We start from the raw sequence: 12970 nt of genomic DNA on the forward strand, positions 1-12970 counted from the left end.
GTCAGCTCGTGATGATCCTCGCCTACGGCGGTGCTGATCGCCTCATCGACCCACGAGCGATACATGGTCTGCCCGGGCTTTGACCGGCGCATTGCGACCGCCGATCCATCGCGGTCACGCCCTCAATCATGCGGACGAATTCCGGATTGGTGAGCAGCCGATCGTCGATGTCGGCCATCCGCTCTTCCAAAATCCGCAACTGCTCGCCGGGATCGGCGTTCGAGATCGCCCCAGCGATGCCGAGATGCAGGCGGTGGATGAAACGGATTTCGCCCGCGTTCTCGTCACCATCCGGCGCGCGGGTCTCGCGCAGGATGTAGACGCCGAGCAATGGCAGATCGGATGCCGCGACTTGCCGCATCGGCGTGCGCCAATACGACTTGAAGAACGGCGTCGGCTGGTCAGGCGTTGGCGCTTTCAGCAATTCGAGCACCTTGTCGGCGATTTTGATCGCGTAGGTGCTCATTCGGGCGGGTCCGTCTTTCGGAGCGTGAGTGTCATTCCGCCCTGGCCGTCGACGCTGCTATCGGCGACCCAAAAGGTGGTGCCTGCGGCTTCGCCCTCGGTCGGCGTGATCCGATCGCCGTTGACCGGCGGCTCGGTCCATTCGCGCAGCCGGATGCCGAGCGTCGTCTGCTGATCGGAAAAGATAGTGCCGTCCTGCATCTGCACGTCGGTCGGCGCCGACGAGAAGACGCCGCGCGCCGCATAGTCGGGCGCGCCGGGTTGCGAGACCTCGGGTCGCACCGTCACCGAGATTGCGAACGTGGTCATGCCCGGCAGAAGGACGAGCGTGGAAAAGTCCATCCCCATGGCTCGCCCCGCTGCGGTTAGGCCGTCCGCCTGCCTTGGATCAGCGTGCCCGGGCGCGTGCAGATGTTGAGATTGTTGGTCTGCACGTCGAGATGGACGCCCTTGTTGTTCTGCATCATGTACTGCCGGGCGTAGCGGTTCTGTCCGAGCGTGTTCACGGTGTCGAAGTAGTCGGCGGGTGCGAAGTAGGTGCGGAACAGCCCCGGGACGCCGCTGGCGAAGATGTGGCACTTGTCCGTGTTGATGAACGGCGTGGTGCCGACTTGGCCGCGATAGTTGGTCCAGAGGATGCCGCCGAACGGGAACGTGCCGTAAATCTGGCCCGAGGCGACGTAGCCCTGGCGCAGTTCTTCGGCGGCGGTCCAGTTCTTGTAGGTCTCGCGCACCTCGGGGTGGGCGATCAGATCGTCGAAGAAGGCATCGCCGCAGATCGCCTCGACACCAGAGAATGGCGTGCCATCGAGCGCCACCGCGATGGTACGGGTCACGGTCGAGCAAAGCTTCCGCAGCACGCCGGATGCCGGGTTCGCGTTGGCGAGGTCGAACGCGACTTCGGCAGGCTGGGCCACGTTGAACAGCGTGTAGAGATTGAGCGTGCTGCCATCGGCATAGGTGACGATGCCCTTGACGGCACCGATCCGCGAATACTCGATGGTCGCTTCTTGCGACTGGCCGTCGGTCTGCATGCGCTCGCCGACGAGCCGCATCACGCTATCCTCGCCGCTCTCCTGACCGAACGGGCGGATGTTCTGCACTTCCTCGGCATAGACCGCATCGTTGACCTCGAAATGCGGGACGTTGATCGAGAGCAGCGAGCGCTTGCCCTTGTCCAGCGTCACGCCGGGGCCGCCGCGCGGGGTGGGCGGAACGAGCGCGAGCACGTTGTTCTTCTGCTCGATCGCGACGGACGTGGTGGTCACGCCGCTCTCGGTGAACAAGCCGCGCGACCCGAGATAGCCCGGGACGAACTTCAGCTTGTTGATGGCATCGGTCAGCGACGTGACACTGAATGCATCGCTGTTGAAGATGTCGAGCATGGGCATTGCCGTTTCCTTTCAAAAGGACAAAAGTCACCCGCACCCCCGACAGCACGCCGCCGTGGTTGTTGAGGCCGAGTAGATTGTTTGGGTGAGAGGGTGCCCGCCGATCAGCGGACGAGGATTTGGATGGCTGCGAGATCGACCGCGATCTGCGCGATTTGCGGAGTCGTCAGGCCGGACTTGTACGTCAGGGTTTTGCCGTTCACTTCCGCCTCGCGAACGATCGCCGAGATCGCGGCGGTCACACCCGCGCCGGTCACGGCGCCATAAAGTGCCACCGCTGCCGCCGTCTGCGAGCCGTCCGCAGCGGCGGGATCATGCATGACGTACTGGCCGCTCGCGGTGACCTTGCCGAGCACTTGGCCGGGCACGACGGTTTGGTTCTGTGCGATGGTGATGTTGCCGCGCGAGCGCTGGCCGTTCGCCTCGGAAAGCAGAAATTCGGCAGGATGCCGACCCTCATTGAACGTGGGCATGGTTCAGTTCTCCCGTTACGTGCGGATGCGCGAATTCAACTGCTCCGCGACCCGCGTCCACGCAGCAGTGTTCTTCTCGCGCATCGCCTGTGTCGGCATCGCGCGATGGTGTTGGGTTTGGAGCTTTTCGTCGGCGGCGGCCCGCGCATCGATCAGCTTGGCGCGGACGTTCTCGACGGTCACGCTCGCCTTGATGAAATCGCGCGCCAGGGCGGGAAGGCCCGCGAGTGCGCAGAGCGTATTCACCTCGTTGACGTAGGCGATCGTGCTCTCGCGCCCCTCCTTGCGCGCCGCATCGAGGTTGATCACCTCGGCACCGCCGCCGCGATTGACAGGAGCCGGGTCCACTGCCGTTACCGGCTTCGGACCCGGTTCCTCAACTGCCGGTGCGGGAGGCGGCTCCCGCTCGGCGGTAGGCTTGATGGTGGCCTTGAACTTGACCGCAGCGGCGGGAGGCAGGAGCCGCAGCGAGTAGTTGGCCGCCATCTTGACCTCGCCGCTGATCTCGTCGGCGAGACCGAATTCCTTCGCTTCCTCCGCCGACATCAGGCGGTCCTCTTTCATCAGCGCGCGCACGTCGTCGACCGGCCTGCCGCTGCGGTTCGCATAGGTCGCGGTCAGCGATTGGTCGATCCGATCGAGGTCGTCGGCCATCGCGCGCATGTCGTCGGCGTTGCCGAACGAGAAGCCGCTGGCGCCGTGCACGAGCAGGAACGAGTTCGCGGGCATGACGACCTTGTCGGCCGCCATGGCGATATAAGACGCCGCCGAGGCCGCGATCCCATCGACATAGGCCGTGACGTTCGCGGGATGATGCCGAATGGTATTATGGATGGTGACGCCATCGAACACGTCGCCGCCGGGCGAGTTGATGCGCAGATCAAGCTGGGTGATGTCGCCGAGCGCCTTCAACTCGGTGTCGAAATCCTTGGCCGAGATCGTGTCCTCACCCCAATAGGAGCGGCCGATCTCGTCATAGATCATGATTTCGCCGGTCGTATCGTCGGTTTTCTTCATCGAGAACCATCGGCGCATGGTCGTGCTCCTATGCTGCGGCTTGATTGTCGTCGGCCTCGTCGGCGGTCTCGTCGGCGACCTCTTGCGGATCGGGCGCGGCGGGATCGGCGTTCGGATCGACGGGTTGCGTCGCGGACGCGCCGTGGATCGGGAAGTCGAGCCCGAGCTTCTTTTCGCGCTCCTTGTCCGCCGCGATCCGCTCGTCGGTTTCCTCGGGGTCGTAGCCTTCGGCCTCGATGACATCGCTGCGCGACTTGAAACCGCTATCGACCGCGAGCTTCTCGGCTTGCCGGTCCTTGAGCGGATCGACCCACTCGAAGCGCGGCGCGATCCACTTCGCCCGGAGATAACCGCGCTGGTCATCGGCATAGCCGGGCAGCGGGACCGTACCCGCGAGTGCCGCGTCATTCATCCAGCGCTGCCAGATCGGGCGGCACATCTGGAAGACCATGACGTTGTGCTGCAATTGCTCCAACCGCCGCCGATATTCGACGATGACGCCGCGCAGCGACGAGTAGGACGCGCGCCGCGTATCCCCGGTCCCGAGCATGTAGGGCACGCCCATCGCCGAGAAGCAGGCAAGCTGGTTGCGATACTGGAATGCCTCATAGGTGCCGCCGACATCGGCGGGCTCGGAGAACTTGATGTCCTCGCCGGGCAGCAGCGCTTGCATCGTGCCCGGTTCGAGCGGCGCGATGCCGACTTGATCGCTGGTCTCGGAGGGCTGGACATCCGGCAAGATGTCCTCGGGCGCGGGCGTGGTGATGAAGCCCGCATACATCGCCGCGAGCTTTTTGCGATCGAGTTCGGCGTCGTCGTACTGATCGAGGAAATACAGTTTGACCAGCGCAGGCGTCACAAGCGGAACGCCCCGGACTTGGCCGGGGCGTGTTGCTCGAAAGATGTGGAGGACTTGATCGGCGGGCACTCTCACCTGATCGGTGTTGATGCCGCCCATCTCGATCGGCCCGTCGCCAGGATGGTTGACGAAGAACCAGTAAGCGACGCGGCGCCCGATGAAATCGAACTCGACGCCGTTCATCACGTAGTTGCCGTTCGGCGCGATGCGGTTGTCCCAATAGGGCAGCATCTCGCTTTCCAGCATCTGGATTTGCAGCGGCACCGAAAGCCCGTCCTCGACCCGCCGCGCGCGGAAGCGAATGAAGCACTCGCCCGCCTCGAACAGCGAACGCGCGGCTATCGATTGCAGGCCGTAGAAATCGGCGAGGCCGTCGGCGTCGCACTCGTCGGTCCAGTCGAGCCATGCGGTCATCACCGCATCGCGCTGTTCCTCGGTGGTGATCAGCGACGACGGCTTGATCCCGGCGCCGATCAGGTTGCCGACGAAATTCTCGGACGCGGCGGTCGCATGCGGATTGTTGCGCAGCACGTCCCGGGCGCGGGCGCGCAGCATGTCGCCCTGCCAAGACATGATGACGTTGGACGTAACCGTCGCCGGGCGCCACGGCGCAAGCCGCCGGGCATAGCGCGCCGCATCAAAGCCGGTCTGGCGCGGCGTTCCGCCTATGGTCGCGGGCGCCGTCGGATCGGCTTGATTGCGGATCGACGGCGCCTTGACGCGATAGCGCGGCTTCTCGACGGCGGCGGGGACGGGCATCGATCAGAGGTCCTTGTCCCACGGCGAGACCATGCGGAACGTGCGGCGCGCCTTCACGCCGCTCAGATCGGCATCGATCCCCGCGAGGATTTCCCGCAACTCGGACAACGATCGATATTCGACTGACTTGTCCGAATAGCTGACGCGCTCGGCGCCCGATGCAATCGCGGTCAGCAAGTCTTGCTGCTGCTGTTGCGTGAACGTCAGCGTGCCCGGTTTCTTCGCCATGGCTCACACTCCCAAATAGCCCGACCGCACGATCCGGCGCGGCGCGCGCGGCATGGGCCGGTGCGTCGGCGGCACGTCATTCGGCGGCGGCGGATTTTCGTTTGTCCTGGCGGGCGTCTCTCGCTCTCGCGGCATGCCGACCCGCTGCATGTTCATGAGGTAGCTGGTCGCGGCCAGCATCGCCTCGCAGTCGAGGAAATGGTTGTTCTTCGACCGCCTGATCCACTCCGGTCGCCCGGTCGGCGATTTGACCCGCGCCTCGGAAACGATCTGGTGGCAATAGTCGTCATCGATGCCGACGGGCACTTGCCACGAGCCCGGAGTTTCCGGCGGCCAGCGCAAGCGCTCGTGCACCCAGCATTTCCAATGATCGGTATCGAGCCGCACCAGATCGAGACCGAACTTCGCCGCCTTGCCCGATCGATTGACCTCGATCTTGGACAGGAGCAGCGGCACCCGCATCGGCGCGCTCGATCCCTTGGTCGGGCGGACCCGCTTCGGAAAGCGGCGGCAGAATTCGTAAACGCGATTGAGCGGCAATGTGTCCGCCTTGCCCGGGCGGAAGCCGCTATCAACGAATGTCAGATGGATCGGCAGGCCATCGATCGGCGTCGAGATCAACTCGGCGAGCTGGTCCCACACCTCGGTCTCGGCGGTATCGCCGCGCAGGTATCCCCAATCGATCAGCCATGACGTGGCGCGGAGTCCCCAGCCGCGAATGACGTAGGGGATGGACTGCTTTTGCACGTCGGCGGCGATCGATAGCCGCAGCACGCCCTCGGGGACTTCACCGCGCCGGTATTCGGCGTGGCGCGCCTTCTCCTTGATCTCGGCCCATTCCGGCACCTCGCCGCCGCCGGGCGAATACAACTCACCGAAGCCTGCATTGATCGCCTGTTGCACCATCGCGTCGTCGCCAAGCGCGATAGCTTCGAGATAGACCCGAATGCGATCACCGAACGAGACGAACGGCGATGCGAGGCCCGAGACCCAATAGCTCACCGACAACGTATCCGGCGGATCGCCGGAAACCTGGCCGTTGCGATCGATGGTCTGGCCGGGCGCGACGTACCGGCCGCGCTCATTCATCGCCGCTTTGTGGTCGTCCTCGATGATGCCGCCGCAATGCGGGCATTCCAGATAGGTTTCGCGCGCCGCCGCCATCGGCGTGACCTTCGGCGGATAGCGCATCAGGTCGAAGCGCGGGACGAAATATTCGCCGCAATGCGGACACGGCCAGCACCAATGATGCCGGGTGCCTTGCTGCCAGAGTTGCCAGATCGGGCTTTCGATATCGTCAGCCACGGCAACGTCCCAAAAGAACAGTTTGGATCGCTTGTCCTCGACCGCCTCGACCCGACCGCGCTTTGGTGTCGACGTGACCACGCACACAAAATCCGCATAGGTGTCGCCGCGCCGCTCGACCAAGCCGAGCGGGCCGCCTTGCTCGTTCACGTTGGCGCGCATCTCGTCGTATTCATCGACGAGCGCCAGGACCGCCGGATCGGACTTGAGCGCGGCGGATGATCCGGAATGCGCAAGGCGGAACGGGACGCCCGCGACCATTTTGCGGGTCTTCGTCATCCGCTTGCCGCGCGCGAGCTTCTCGGTCAGCGTCGGCGCCTGATCGAGCAGCGCCATGACGCGCGGCTCGAACTGCTCGGTGAGGAATTGCCGGTTCGGGCCGACGTACAGGATCGGGCCCGGGCGCTGATCGAGCCGCTGACCCGCGACATCGAGCATCGCCTCGGACTTGCCGGTCTGCGCGCCGAACACCATGACGACGCGCCGGTAGTCTCCGCTCGCGATCACGCGCTCGGGCGCCACGACGTAAGGCGTTAGATGCGGGTCACGCGGCCCGGGTATCGCTGCCGTCTGCGGATAGATGCGGTTCGTCGCCGCCCACACGTCGGGCGGCGTCGGCCGCGACGGTCTCGCTAGCAACGCGAGCCGATGCCACAGCACGTCCCCTTTCGGCGGCAATATCTGCGACCCGTTCGAGGATGTCATTCAGTGCCGTTTCAATTGTCTTGCGGAATTGCAGATCGCGCGTCACGCGCGCCGGAAGCCCGGCGGTCTCTGCTCTGAAAAGCCCGGTCATCTGCTCGACGATCGCGGTCGCTTCGTCGATCTCGATCAGGCGGCCTTCGCGCACCGCGTTACGCAACTCGATTTCGCGCGCCCTGGCGTCGCGGACCCGACTGTCAGCGGCGGATTTCTGCGCGCGCCGATCCGCATCGTTGCGAAAGCGGATGTACCCTTGCACGACATCGACCAGATAGAACTGGTCCTTGCCTTGCTTCTCGATCCATCCCTCGCGGGCGAGTTGGCGCACGCGCTCCGCCGAGACCATGAGGATCCGCCCGGCAAGGTTGCTCGTCAGTAGTTGGCCGCGCCCGCCGCCGTCCGCGCCCGCTGGTGCGGGATGGCCGCCCGGGGCGCCGGAAGCCCCGCCGGGATCGGCGAGGCCCTGTGAGGCCCCTACGGGCCTTTGCGGAGGCGCCGTAACCCTTTGATCTTCCATCATTTTCAGTCCCGCAATTCGCCCCGAAGGATCTTCCAACCACCGACCAGTGGCCTAAATCTGGGCCACTCCGCCGGGGATTTGGCCCATTACCGGGCCGCCGCCGGTCTCCCGCCGGGCGCTGCCGATCAGCCACCCGGCCTCGCGGGTCGAGACCCTTCGCAATCCCGCGCAAGGGCTGATTGGAGACCCACCGATGCAACGCTTTTTCGTCAGCATCAAAACCGACAGCGACGCCTTCGCGGGCGATCATTTCGAGCGCGAGATCGCGCGCATCCTGCGCCAGATCGCCGATCGCCTTGAGGCCGGGCACCGCGCCTGCGGATCGGTGCAGGATGTCAATGGCAACCGCGCCTGCGAATACGGCACGGAATAACAGCGATGGCACGCACCCCCGCCGAGATCGGGGCCGAGGCCACGCCCCGCCTGTATTCGAAGCCGGAAGCTCTGACCGAATGGCGCGAGCGGTTCGGCTATTCGCAGCGGCAAGCCGCCGACGCGATCGGCTGCTCGCGCGGCGCATGGGCCGGTTATGAGCACGGCGACCAGCCGATCCCGAAATACATCTCGCTCGCAATCGCGGCGCTATCGCTCGGGGTTGGCCGATGACGCTGACCGAAATCGAGGCCCGCGCGGTCGAGGCGATCCGCAGAGCGGATTACTTCACCGCTTCGCTTTTCCTCGGGCGCGGTCAGTACCGCGTCGAGAAGCGATCCACGGTGCTCGCCGCCATGGAGGCTGCCCGCGAGATCGAGAGCGATCCCGCCGCCTTCACCCGGCGCGCGATCATTTACGCCATTGCGCCCGACGGCCACGCCACGCTGCTGACCGCCGCGCTGATCGAGAAACTGCTTTCTCTCAAATCGAAAGGATAACCGAATGCCCCGCTTGATCTTCAACGCCGCCGACGTGCGCCGGGTGGTCGAACATTCGATCGCCGCGCCGAGCCAAGGCGAGATGCTCGTAGACTACGAGAGCCGCCCGCCATATCGGGCGATCACAAAGCCGGTGCCCGCGCCATCGGTGCTGCTCGTCCATGATCAGGGCATCTATCTGATGTCGAACGGCCAGCCGCGCGATATCGTCAAGGACCAAACGGCATTCTGCGCCTACGCCGTGGGGTGCCACCCGGATCGCGACCGCGATTGGTACGAGACTGCTCGGGCGCTGGTGGGCGGCGATGATTTCGGCGAGTGCCTGCCATGGGCGCGGGAATTGAAGGCGCTGCTCGATGGCGGCGCGAAAACCATCGCGCTCGACTTTCGGGCCGATGCGATTGCGATCGTGGAGGACTGACCGATGAAACGGACCTTAGCCGCCGCGATCATGGCGCTCGCGGCTGTCACCGCCGCGCATGCGGCGCAGCCCGATCCCAAGGGCGAGAACTATGCGGTCCCGGGCGATACGGTGGCGATCACCCGCCCATGGACCGTTGGATGCCTCTGGCGCGATGACTTGCGCGACTTCCGCGAGGCGGTCGGCGCCGATCGGCAGGCGCAAGCCGCCCGGATCATGATGAAACGATGCCAGCGGGTGGTGACATCGCCCGAGCCATATGGCTTCGCGGTGGATGACGCCGACCTCGGCAACGTCTGCATCCGCCTCACGCCCGAGGCGCGCGCATGCCGGGGGGTCATGCGCGAGCACGTCAAGATCATCAAGCAGGGAGGCGGCCACCAATGAGAACGCCGCCTTTCGCCAACGGCGACCGTATCCGCTTGATCGCGATGGTCGATGACCCGGCGCCGGTCTCTCCCGGCACCGAGGGCACGGTTAGCGGGGAGCCGACATTTTTCGACCAGAGTTGGGATGTCCCGGTGCAATGGGACAATGGCCGCACGCTCTCGATGGTGGTGCCGCCGGATAGAGCGGAGAAAATCTGATGACGTGGAAAACCGAGTTTCCCGATTTCCCCGAGGCCGACATGCCCGCCATCCCGGCGGACTTCGTCGATACCTCTTGGCATAACAACGCTTGCCCGAGCTTCACCAGCGACGAGGCCGAGCTAACCGTCTGGATTGACTACCTCGATGTCAGTCAGCGCGAGCACGGCAGTGGCCATCGCTTTACGATCGAGCCCCAGCGCAACGGCGTCGAGATCACGGGCGATTGGTTCAGCGGCGATGACTGGACCGAGGCGCTCGCGTTTATCGAGAGCAATCGGGCCGAGGTCGCCGCCCGCAGGGCATATGCGAAGACCGATCGCATTCTGCTGCACTACGCCGTGCGGGATCGCGCGACCGAGGGGCGGGACTTCCTGCTCTTTGCCGTCGAGGACGCCGACGAGGACAGCGCGGAGATGATCGATCACTCCATGGCCACGCTGCGCAAGGCGCTGCGCGACGGCATCGACGCCGAGCTGATCATCACTAAGGCGGAAACCTAGCCGCCTCCGGTCGTTGCCCGAACGCCCGGCGCCGCGAGGCTCCCGGGCGTGAGGGGTCGGAACGGCCCGCATGGTGCGCGCCGCCCGATCAGAAGGACGACAATCTTGGAAGCCATCTTTACGAAGGAAATTCTCGAAAAGCTCGCCGTCAATGGCGCGGCCACCCGCGCCGCGCAGAATGCCGGTCAGCGCGAGCCGGACCACGTCCCGGTGGTCAAGGTCTTCAATCCCTACGGCGGCGCCACTTGGCTGCTGACCGAAAGCGACCCGGACGAACCAGATCGCCTGTACGGCCTCTGCGACCTCGGCATGGGCGAGCCCGAGCTTGGCTATGTCGCGCGATCGGAGATCGAGGGCGTGCGGGTCAAGATCGGCCGCCATGGTCTGCCGCTCGAACGCGATATGTATTTCGACACCGACAAGCCGCTCTCGGCCTTCTATGAGGCCGCCCGCCGCGCCGGGAGGATCGAGACGTGAAGTATCGCGCACCGCTTGATCCCGACTGCCCGGATGTCGCGGCCTTCATGGCCGCGCTATTCGGCGACCCGATGACCCGCGCCATGGGCGCGCGGATCGATGACATCACCGAGGCTTTCGCGCGAACGCACCGCGCGACATGCAAGCGATGTCAGGACTACGGCGCGGCCAACCTCGAAATCGAGTAAGGCAAACCGGCCCCGGCATCCCCGGGGCCTTTTTTGTCGCGTTCCGCCTAACTTGGAGCGTGGTGGTCGCCGCTGCCGCGCCGCTGTTCCGAGGGGGCCTCGGCCATCGCCTGCTTACCACGCGCAATTCCGCGATACATCCCGGCGCCGCGCCGCTCGATCTCGGAATAAGGGATTTCCTTCGGCACAAGCCGTTCGCGCGCCGCCGGGTTGAAAAAATAGATATACCGCATCTGGTAGCCGTCGAGCGGCACGCCCTGGCCCGACCATGATCCGCCTGTCTTGGCGAAATGGGCCGCGCGGTTCTTTCCCGTCACTTGCGTCATCTTGTGCGTGACCGAGCCGTCGGGCAGTCGCAAAAGGCTCTTGTTCAATTTGATGCCGGTGAGCACGAAGCCAGCCGCGCGATAGATCGTCCCGTCGCCGCACTGGCATCCATCGGCGAATGAGATGACCCAGCCGATGTGCGGATAGTTCTTCTTGATCATCCGCATCGCGATTGCCAGCGCGCGGCTCTCGCTATTGCGCGGCAGCGCCTCCGAAAAGGCGAGCCGGTTCAATTCGAGAAAGCCGTTCCACGGCGTCTCGCGCACCAGCCCTTGAATGTTGCTCTTGTCCATCGACGGGCCGAACGTCATCGCGCCTTCAAGGCGCCCGTTGAGGAAGACGCCGAGCGCGAGAAAAGCGTTGTTGACCGTCTTGTGGCTGTAATGGAGCCGGATGATCAGCGCGTCGGCATCGCGCTTCGCGATCGGCGCGACGCGGATATCTTTAGCATGTCCCATGGCGCTTCAATTAGCTCCAAGGCAAAGGCGGTTGGTCGTGAGCCCTCGCCGGGGTGAGGAGTTGCGGAGGCAGGCCCCCAACAGTCCGTCGCGGAGCCCGCCAATGCCCTGAATTTTGCGCCGCACAATTGGCCGCGTCCTTCATGAAAAGTTCTGATTGCCAATCTGGCGGCCTGTTTCCGGGCTCACTGGCCTAGTTTGAAAATCGCAGTGGCCAAATCTGGATTGTTCACTTCGGAACCGACCGCCGGGCATCTGCATATTAAGATCCGAAGTGCAAACCCTACGGTTGGGACCCGTAAGCACGAGGTTGTATCATGCAGCGTCGCCGATCAGTTCCCCACACGTTCGAGGAAAATATCGCAGCCGAGAAAGCCAAGCTCGAAGCCCAAGTTGCCAAGCTAAAACCTGGTCCTCAGAAGGACGCACTGCTTAGAAAGATCAGGCAACTTGATACCGCGGCCCATATTGGCGAATGGCTTTCCTCTCCGGGGCTTCAACCACCAGAACCAGCCCAAAATGAGTAAGGCCGCCCCTCAGTTGGCGGCCCCCATCGTGTCATTTCGCGGCGCTGCGGTATTTGGTCGGTATCGGGGCATAGCGGACATCGAGCAAGCCGCAACAATCAATCTCGATTTATGCGCCCTAGATATTCGGCGCAGATCGCGGCGAGCGCATTGCCTTGCGGCGATCGGTTCGGATCATCCGGCTGGCGCGGCACCATCGCCAGCTTGATCGCGCGGTCGACGATCTCCCATTGCTCGCCGTACAGGATGAACGTCATGTCCCGGTATGGCGATCGATCGCCGTCGGGCAATTCGGGCATCGCCTCAAGCTCGCCCACGCCGACCGACAGTTTCGACAATTCATCCGCGCTGATCCCGGTCAGCGATAGCTCAAAGCCGCCCTCAAGCAGATCATTCAATTCGAGCCGCAGCATCTCGTCATCCCAATCGCTCGCATCGGTGAGCCGATTGTCGGCGATGATATAAGCGCGCTTCTGGTTTTCGGACCATCCGCGCGCAACGATGACCGGGACCTCAGCTATGCCGAGCAATTGGCCCGCCGCTAACCGTCCGTGACCGGCTAGCACCATGCCGTCATCGGCGGCCAGGATCGGAATGGTCCAACCCCACTCGCGGATTGAGGCCGCGATCTGCTCGATTTGCTCGGGCGAATGCCGCCGCGAATTCCGCTCATAGGGCCGCAGGCGCTCGATCGGCCATACCTCAACGGTGGCTTTATCGATCAAAGCGTCCATTTCGAGAGCCGATTATTCCCGATTTATTGGCCGTTTCCCGGGCTTCCGGGGCTCAATCAAAGCCGCAAACGGAAAGGGCCTTATATGCGCAAGGTGCGCGGTCCCGCGTACCCGCGCAAGCTCGTCCCATCGGTAGGACCCCGTGAAAGTTCAAATC

21 protein-coding genes are annotated in these 12970 nt (G+C 64.2%); 10 read left to right on the forward strand and 11 right to left on the reverse strand.

The features are described 5' to 3' along the window. Positions 1-22: 22 nt before the first annotated feature. The 9 genes from ACVJ19_RS32450 to ACVJ19_RS32490 form a co-directional block, all read right to left on the reverse strand. On the reverse strand, positions 23-466 hold the full coding sequence (locus ACVJ19_RS32450) for a hypothetical protein (protein WP_453953192.1): 444 nt from the start codon (positions 464-466) through the stop codon (positions 23-25). After that, the gene (locus ACVJ19_RS32455; protein WP_453953193.1) at positions 463-807 is read right to left on the reverse strand and encodes a head-tail joining protein; all 345 of its coding nucleotides are present in this window, start codon (positions 805-807) and stop codon (positions 463-465) included. The genes ACVJ19_RS32450 and ACVJ19_RS32455 overlap by 4 nt, the downstream gene beginning before the upstream one ends. A gap of 23 nt (positions 808-830) precedes the next feature. Continuing rightward, positions 831-1856, reverse strand: coding sequence for a major capsid protein (locus ACVJ19_RS32460; protein WP_453953194.1), 1026 nt, complete (start codon positions 1854-1856; stop codon positions 831-833). 104 nt (positions 1857-1960) lie between these two features. Next, positions 1961-2329, reverse strand: a complete 369-nt coding sequence (locus ACVJ19_RS32465; RefSeq protein WP_453953195.1) for a head decoration protein — start codon at positions 2327-2329, stop codon at positions 1961-1963. 15 nt (positions 2330-2344) lie between these two features. Further along, a complete protein-coding gene (locus tag ACVJ19_RS32470; RefSeq protein WP_453953196.1) occupies positions 2345-3364 on the reverse strand; it encodes a head maturation protease, ClpP-related in 1020 nt (339 codons plus the stop codon). 10 nt (positions 3365-3374) lie between these two features. Further along, positions 3375-4964 carry a phage portal protein gene (locus tag ACVJ19_RS32475; RefSeq protein WP_456739477.1) on the reverse strand — a complete coding sequence of 530 codons (1590 nt, stop codon included), beginning with the start codon at positions 4962-4964 and terminating at the stop codon, positions 3375-3377. Positions 4965-4967: 3 nt separating this feature from the next. After that, positions 4968-5192 (reverse strand): phage head-tail joining protein, encoded by a 225-nt coding sequence (locus ACVJ19_RS32480; RefSeq protein WP_453953199.1) that lies wholly within the window; start codon positions 5190-5192, stop codon positions 4968-4970. Between the two features lie 3 nt (positions 5193-5195). Further along, on the reverse strand, positions 5196-7004 hold the full coding sequence (locus ACVJ19_RS32485; RefSeq protein ID WP_453953200.1) for a terminase gpA endonuclease subunit: 1809 nt from the start codon (positions 7002-7004) through the stop codon (positions 5196-5198). Positions 7005-7041: 37 nt separating this feature from the next. Beyond that, positions 7042-7719: a hypothetical protein gene (locus ACVJ19_RS32490; RefSeq protein WP_453953201.1), complete on the reverse strand. Its 678-nt coding sequence runs from the start codon at positions 7717-7719 to the stop codon at positions 7042-7044. Between the two features lie 193 nt (positions 7720-7912). Between ACVJ19_RS32490 and ACVJ19_RS32495 the strand changes: the two genes are divergently transcribed. The 9 genes from ACVJ19_RS32495 (at position 7913) to ACVJ19_RS32535 (ending at position 10767) form a co-directional block, all read left to right on the forward strand. After that, positions 7913-8092 (forward strand): hypothetical protein, encoded by a 180-nt coding sequence (locus ACVJ19_RS32495; RefSeq protein WP_453953202.1) that lies wholly within the window; start codon positions 7913-7915, stop codon positions 8090-8092. A gap of 5 nt (positions 8093-8097) precedes the next feature. Then, entirely contained in the window at positions 8098-8325 is a 228-nt protein-coding gene (locus ACVJ19_RS32500) for a helix-turn-helix domain-containing protein (protein ID WP_453953203.1), read from the forward strand. Beyond that, positions 8322-8591, forward strand: a complete 270-nt coding sequence (locus ACVJ19_RS32505; protein WP_453953204.1) for a hypothetical protein — start codon at positions 8322-8324, stop codon at positions 8589-8591. Before ACVJ19_RS32500 ends, ACVJ19_RS32505 begins: the two co-directional genes overlap by 4 nt. Before the next feature lie 4 nt (positions 8592-8595). Next, a complete protein-coding gene (locus ACVJ19_RS32510) occupies positions 8596-9012 on the forward strand; it encodes a DUF3085 domain-containing protein (protein ID WP_453953205.1) in 417 nt (138 codons plus the stop codon). A 3-nt stretch (positions 9013-9015) separates the two neighbouring features. Next, complete coding sequence (locus ACVJ19_RS32515; RefSeq protein WP_453953206.1) at positions 9016-9399, forward strand: hypothetical protein; 384 nt, start codon at positions 9016-9018, stop codon at positions 9397-9399. Continuing rightward, complete coding sequence (locus tag ACVJ19_RS32520; RefSeq protein WP_453953207.1) at positions 9396-9599, forward strand: DUF4314 domain-containing protein; 204 nt, start codon at positions 9396-9398, stop codon at positions 9597-9599. Before ACVJ19_RS32515 ends, ACVJ19_RS32520 begins: the two co-directional genes overlap by 4 nt. Beyond that, on the forward strand, positions 9599-10102 hold the full coding sequence (locus ACVJ19_RS32525; RefSeq protein WP_453953208.1) for a hypothetical protein: 504 nt from the start codon (positions 9599-9601) through the stop codon (positions 10100-10102). The genes ACVJ19_RS32520 and ACVJ19_RS32525 overlap by 1 nt, the downstream gene beginning before the upstream one ends. Positions 10103-10207: 105 nt before the next feature. Continuing rightward, complete coding sequence (locus ACVJ19_RS32530) at positions 10208-10579, forward strand: DUF2958 domain-containing protein (RefSeq protein ID WP_453953209.1); 372 nt, start codon at positions 10208-10210, stop codon at positions 10577-10579. After that, positions 10576-10767, forward strand: a complete 192-nt coding sequence (locus ACVJ19_RS32535; protein WP_453953210.1) for a hypothetical protein — start codon at positions 10576-10578, stop codon at positions 10765-10767. Before ACVJ19_RS32530 ends, ACVJ19_RS32535 begins: the two co-directional genes overlap by 4 nt. 47 nt (positions 10768-10814) lie before the next feature. Here ACVJ19_RS32535 and ACVJ19_RS32540 read toward each other — a convergent pair whose 3' ends face one another. After that, the gene (locus ACVJ19_RS32540; RefSeq protein WP_453953211.1) at positions 10815-11552 is read right to left on the reverse strand and encodes a Mom family adenine methylcarbamoylation protein; all 738 of its coding nucleotides are present in this window, start codon (positions 11550-11552) and stop codon (positions 10815-10817) included. 317 nt (positions 11553-11869) lie between these two features. Here ACVJ19_RS32540 and ACVJ19_RS32545 point away from each other — a divergent pair, with 317 nt between their 5' ends. After that, positions 11870-12079: a hypothetical protein gene (locus ACVJ19_RS32545; protein ID WP_453953212.1), complete on the forward strand. Its 210-nt coding sequence runs from the start codon at positions 11870-11872 to the stop codon at positions 12077-12079. A 98-nt stretch (positions 12080-12177) separates the two neighbouring features. Here ACVJ19_RS32545 and ACVJ19_RS32550 read toward each other — a convergent pair whose 3' ends face one another. Beyond that, a complete protein-coding gene (locus ACVJ19_RS32550) occupies positions 12178-12813 on the reverse strand; it encodes a ParB/Srx family N-terminal domain-containing protein (RefSeq protein WP_453953213.1) in 636 nt (211 codons plus the stop codon). Positions 12814-12970: the final 157 nt, after the last annotated feature.

The sequence above is a fragment of the Bradyrhizobium sp. USDA 376 genome, assembly GCF_054063675.1.

Coding starts and splice junctions, on each gene's coding strand:
- ACVJ19_RS32450 (WP_453953192.1), bottom strand. CDS start 466: ATGAGCACCTACGCGATCAAAATCGCCGACAAGGTGCTCGAATTGCTG.
- ACVJ19_RS32455 (WP_453953193.1), bottom strand. CDS start 807: ATGGACTTTTCCACGCTCGTCCTTCTGCCGGGCATGACCACGTTCGCA.
- ACVJ19_RS32460 (WP_453953194.1), bottom strand. CDS start 1,856: ATGCCCATGCTCGACATCTTCAACAGCGATGCATTCAGTGTCACGTCG.
- ACVJ19_RS32465 (WP_453953195.1), bottom strand. CDS start 2,329: ATGCCCACGTTCAATGAGGGTCGGCATCCTGCCGAATTTCTGCTTTCC.
- ACVJ19_RS32470 (WP_453953196.1), bottom strand. CDS start 3,364: ATGCGCCGATGGTTCTCGATGAAGAAAACCGACGATACGACCGGCGAA.
- ACVJ19_RS32475 (WP_456739477.1), bottom strand. CDS start 4,964: ATGCCCGTCCCCGCCGCCGTCGAGAAGCCGCGCTATCGCGTCAAGGCG.
- ACVJ19_RS32480 (WP_453953199.1), bottom strand. CDS start 5,192: ATGGCGAAGAAACCGGGCACGCTGACGTTCACGCAACAGCAGCAGCAA.
- ACVJ19_RS32490 (WP_453953201.1), bottom strand. CDS start 7,719: ATGATGGAAGATCAAAGGGTTACGGCGCCTCCGCAAAGGCCCGTAGGG.
- ACVJ19_RS32495 (WP_453953202.1), top strand. CDS start 7,913: ATGCAACGCTTTTTCGTCAGCATCAAAACCGACAGCGACGCCTTCGCG.
- ACVJ19_RS32500 (WP_453953203.1), top strand. CDS start 8,098: ATGGCACGCACCCCCGCCGAGATCGGGGCCGAGGCCACGCCCCGCCTG.
- ACVJ19_RS32505 (WP_453953204.1), top strand. CDS start 8,322: ATGACGCTGACCGAAATCGAGGCCCGCGCGGTCGAGGCGATCCGCAGA.
- ACVJ19_RS32510 (WP_453953205.1), top strand. CDS start 8,596: ATGCCCCGCTTGATCTTCAACGCCGCCGACGTGCGCCGGGTGGTCGAA.
- ACVJ19_RS32515 (WP_453953206.1), top strand. CDS start 9,016: ATGAAACGGACCTTAGCCGCCGCGATCATGGCGCTCGCGGCTGTCACC.
- ACVJ19_RS32520 (WP_453953207.1), top strand. CDS start 9,396: ATGAGAACGCCGCCTTTCGCCAACGGCGACCGTATCCGCTTGATCGCG.
- ACVJ19_RS32525 (WP_453953208.1), top strand. CDS start 9,599: ATGACGTGGAAAACCGAGTTTCCCGATTTCCCCGAGGCCGACATGCCC.
- ACVJ19_RS32540 (WP_453953211.1), bottom strand. CDS start 11,552: ATGGGACATGCTAAAGATATCCGCGTCGCGCCGATCGCGAAGCGCGAT.
- ACVJ19_RS32545 (WP_453953212.1), top strand. CDS start 11,870: ATGCAGCGTCGCCGATCAGTTCCCCACACGTTCGAGGAAAATATCGCA.
- ACVJ19_RS32550 (WP_453953213.1), bottom strand. CDS start 12,813: ATGGACGCTTTGATCGATAAAGCCACCGTTGAGGTATGGCCGATCGAG.